This window comes from uncultured Planktosalinus sp., from assembly GCF_963973675.1.
Classification (GTDB): Bacteria; Bacteroidota; Bacteroidia; order Flavobacteriales; family Flavobacteriaceae; genus Planktosalinus.
This window is the reverse complement of sequence record NZ_CAXBAN010000349.1, coordinates 1-2,807: the sequence shown is the minus strand read 5'-3', so window position 1 is coordinate 2,807 and position 2,807 is coordinate 1. Positions and strand designations below refer to the sequence as shown.

At 38.0% G+C, this 2,807-nt stretch carries 3 protein-coding genes; 2 read left to right on the top strand and 1 reads right to left on the bottom strand.

The window, feature by feature from the left end:
• A partial coding sequence (gene guaB, locus AACY61_RS11765; protein WP_339611774.1) for an IMP dehydrogenase occupies positions 1-1,307 on the top strand: 1,307 nt, incomplete at its 5' end.
• Positions 1,308-1,322: 15 nt separating this feature from the next.
• Here guaB and xerD read toward each other — a convergent pair.
• The gene (gene xerD, locus AACY61_RS11760; protein ID WP_339611773.1) at positions 1,323-2,219 is read right to left on the bottom strand and encodes a site-specific tyrosine recombinase XerD; all 897 of its coding nucleotides are present in this window, start codon (positions 2,217-2,219) and stop codon (positions 1,323-1,325) included.
• A 181-nt stretch (positions 2,220-2,400) separates the two neighbouring features.
• Between xerD and AACY61_RS11755 the strand changes: the two genes are divergently transcribed.
• Positions 2,401-2,807: outer membrane beta-barrel protein (locus AACY61_RS11755; protein ID WP_339611772.1), on the top strand; the 407-nt coding region annotated here is incomplete at its 3' end.

Below are 2,807 nucleotides of genomic sequence, written 5' to 3'. Positions count from 1 at the left end.
TAACTGAAAGTGCAATGGCAATTGCGATTGCTAGAGAAGGTGGTATTGGTGTACTTCACAAAAATATGACCATCGAGCAGCAAGCCGCTGAAGTAAGAAAAGTAAAACGGGCGGAAAGCGGAATGATTTTAGACCCTGTAACCCTTCCAGTAACAGCAGTGGTTGCAGATGCCAAAAATGCAATGCGCGAATACAGTATAGGAGGAATTCCTATAACAGATGAACAAGGGAAACTTATTGGAATTGTGACCAATAGGGATTTGCGTTTTGAAAAAAATAACAAGCGTTCTATCAGTGAAGTAATGACTTCAAAACAATTGATTACAGTTTCTGAAGGTACTTCCCTGGAACAAGCAGAAATTATTCTACAAAAACATAAAATTGAAAAGCTTCCAGTTGTAAAAGACGACAATACTCTTGTTGGTTTGATTACTTTCAGGGATATCACAAAACTCTCTCAAAAGCCCATAGCAAACAAAGATCAGTTTGGAAGACTCAGAGTTGCAGCCGCTCTTGGAGTTACTTCTGATGCTTTAGATCGCACTGCAGCATTGGTAGTGGCCGGTGTGGATGCAGTGATAATTGATACAGCTCACGGACATACAAAAGGAGTGGTAGATGTATTGAAAAAAGTTAAAAAAGCCTATCCAGCCCTTGATGTGGTAGTAGGAAATATTGCTACAGCAGATGCAGCAAAATATTTGGCAAAAGCAGGAGCGGATGCTGTAAAAGTAGGAATTGGGCCTGGCTCTATTTGTACCACCCGAGTAGTTGCAGGAGTAGGAGCTCCTCAATTCTCAGCAGTCCTTGAAGTAGCGGCAGCCCTTAAGGGAACCGGTGTGCCGGTAATAGCCGATGGTGGAATTCGCTATACCGGTGATATTCCCAAAGCAATTGCGGCAGGTGCTGACACAGTTATGTTAGGTTCACTCCTCGCCGGTACAAAAGAAAGTCCCGGTGAAACAATTATATACGAAGGAAGAAAGTTCAAATCCTATCGCGGAATGGGTTCAGTTGAAGCCATGCAACACGGCTCTAAAGACAGGTATTTTCAAGATGTTGAAGACGATATTAAAAAGTTAGTGCCAGAAGGTATTGTTGGTCGGGTTCCTTATAAAGGAGAACTAGCAGAAAGTATGACACAGTTTATTGGCGGACTTAGAGCGGGAATGGGTTATTGCGGAGCAAAAGACATTGCCACACTTAAAAAAACCGGAAAGTTTGTAAGAATTACAGCTTCCGGGATCAATGAGAGCCACCCTCATGACGTGTATATTACAAAAGAATCACCAAACTATTCAAGGTAATCTAAGCTGATAAATTTACTTTCTGGGGTGATATTTTAGTAAAACTTCACTCAAGTGACGGCGGTCAACATGCATGTAAATTTCAGTTGTAGTAATGCTTTCGTGTCCAAGCATTTGCTGTATAGCTCTTAAATCGGCTCCATTTTCCAACAAGTGAGTTGCAAAAGAATGTCTGAAGGTATGTGGACTGATGGTTTTTCTTAAACCTGCTTTTTCTGCCAGCTGTTTTATGATTGTAAAAATCATAGCTCGTGTGAGTTTTTTTCCTCTTCGGTTTAAAAAAACGATGTCTTTAAATTCCTTTTCGATTTCCTGATGCACACGTATTTCTGATAAGTAAATAGTGATATACTTTATTGTAATAGGGGCTATAGGAACAAAACGTTGTTTATTTCCTTTTCCTGTTACCTGAATAAAACCCTCATCAAAGTATAAGTTTGATATTTTTAACCCGGTGAGCTCAGAAACCCGCAAACCGCAACCGTAAAGCGTTTCAAGTATTGCGCGGTTTCTTTCACCCTGTGGTAAACTTAAATCAATGCTTTCTATAAGTAAATTTATTTCTTCTTTAGAAAGTGTATCCGGAAGTTTTCGTCCTGTTTTGGGTGATTCTATAAGCTCTAAAGGATTTGTTGTTCTGTAATCTTCAAAAATAAGGTAATTAAAAAAGCCTTTTAACCCGGAAATAATCCTGCTTTGTGAACGGGGATTCATTTTTTTTGCCAACTGATAAATAAACTCCTGAACCTCTTTTTCTTCAATTTTTATTGGCGAAATAGGCATTTCATTTTCTTCCAGCCATTTAATAAGTTTTTTGAGATCCAATGAATAATTAATGATTGAATTTTCAGAAAGGCCTCGTTCAATGCGTAAATAGTTTTGATAGTCTTTCAATGCTTGATGCCATTTCATGGGGCTGGAATTCAGTTTTTTGAAGTTATTTTGATTTGTTTTTTTGGATACTGTTTATTTAAGAATGTGGTGTAAAAATAAGATTTGCTTTTGTTTATCGTTTTACTTTTTAGCGAAAGTTTAATAAATAGCATTATTGAAGCTATTATATTTGTAATACAAACATTAAAACAATCTAATTATGAAACGAATTATTTTATTGGTAGTCGCACTTGCTTTTGGTTTGAATTCTTACAGTCAGGGTCTGGAACTCGGTGTGAAATTTGGAGCAAACTTTTCAACCTTAACAGAAGGGCCCGGACCAGAGCAAAGAACAGGTTTTTTGGGTGGTGCTTTTATGGGAATAAAGTTTTCAGATAGAATAGCCATCCAATCGGAATTGTTGTACTCGCAGCAAGGAGCAGAGTTTGATTTGGACAAGGTTGATTTGAACTATGTAAACCTTCCGGTAGTGATGAAGTTTTATTTAGTTAAAGGATTGAACATTCAAGGAGGGCCTCAATTTGGATTTCTGGTAGAAGATAACTTACCTGATAGTATTGTGGAGGCAGAAACTTTTGATTTGACAGGAATTATAGGAGCAGGGTA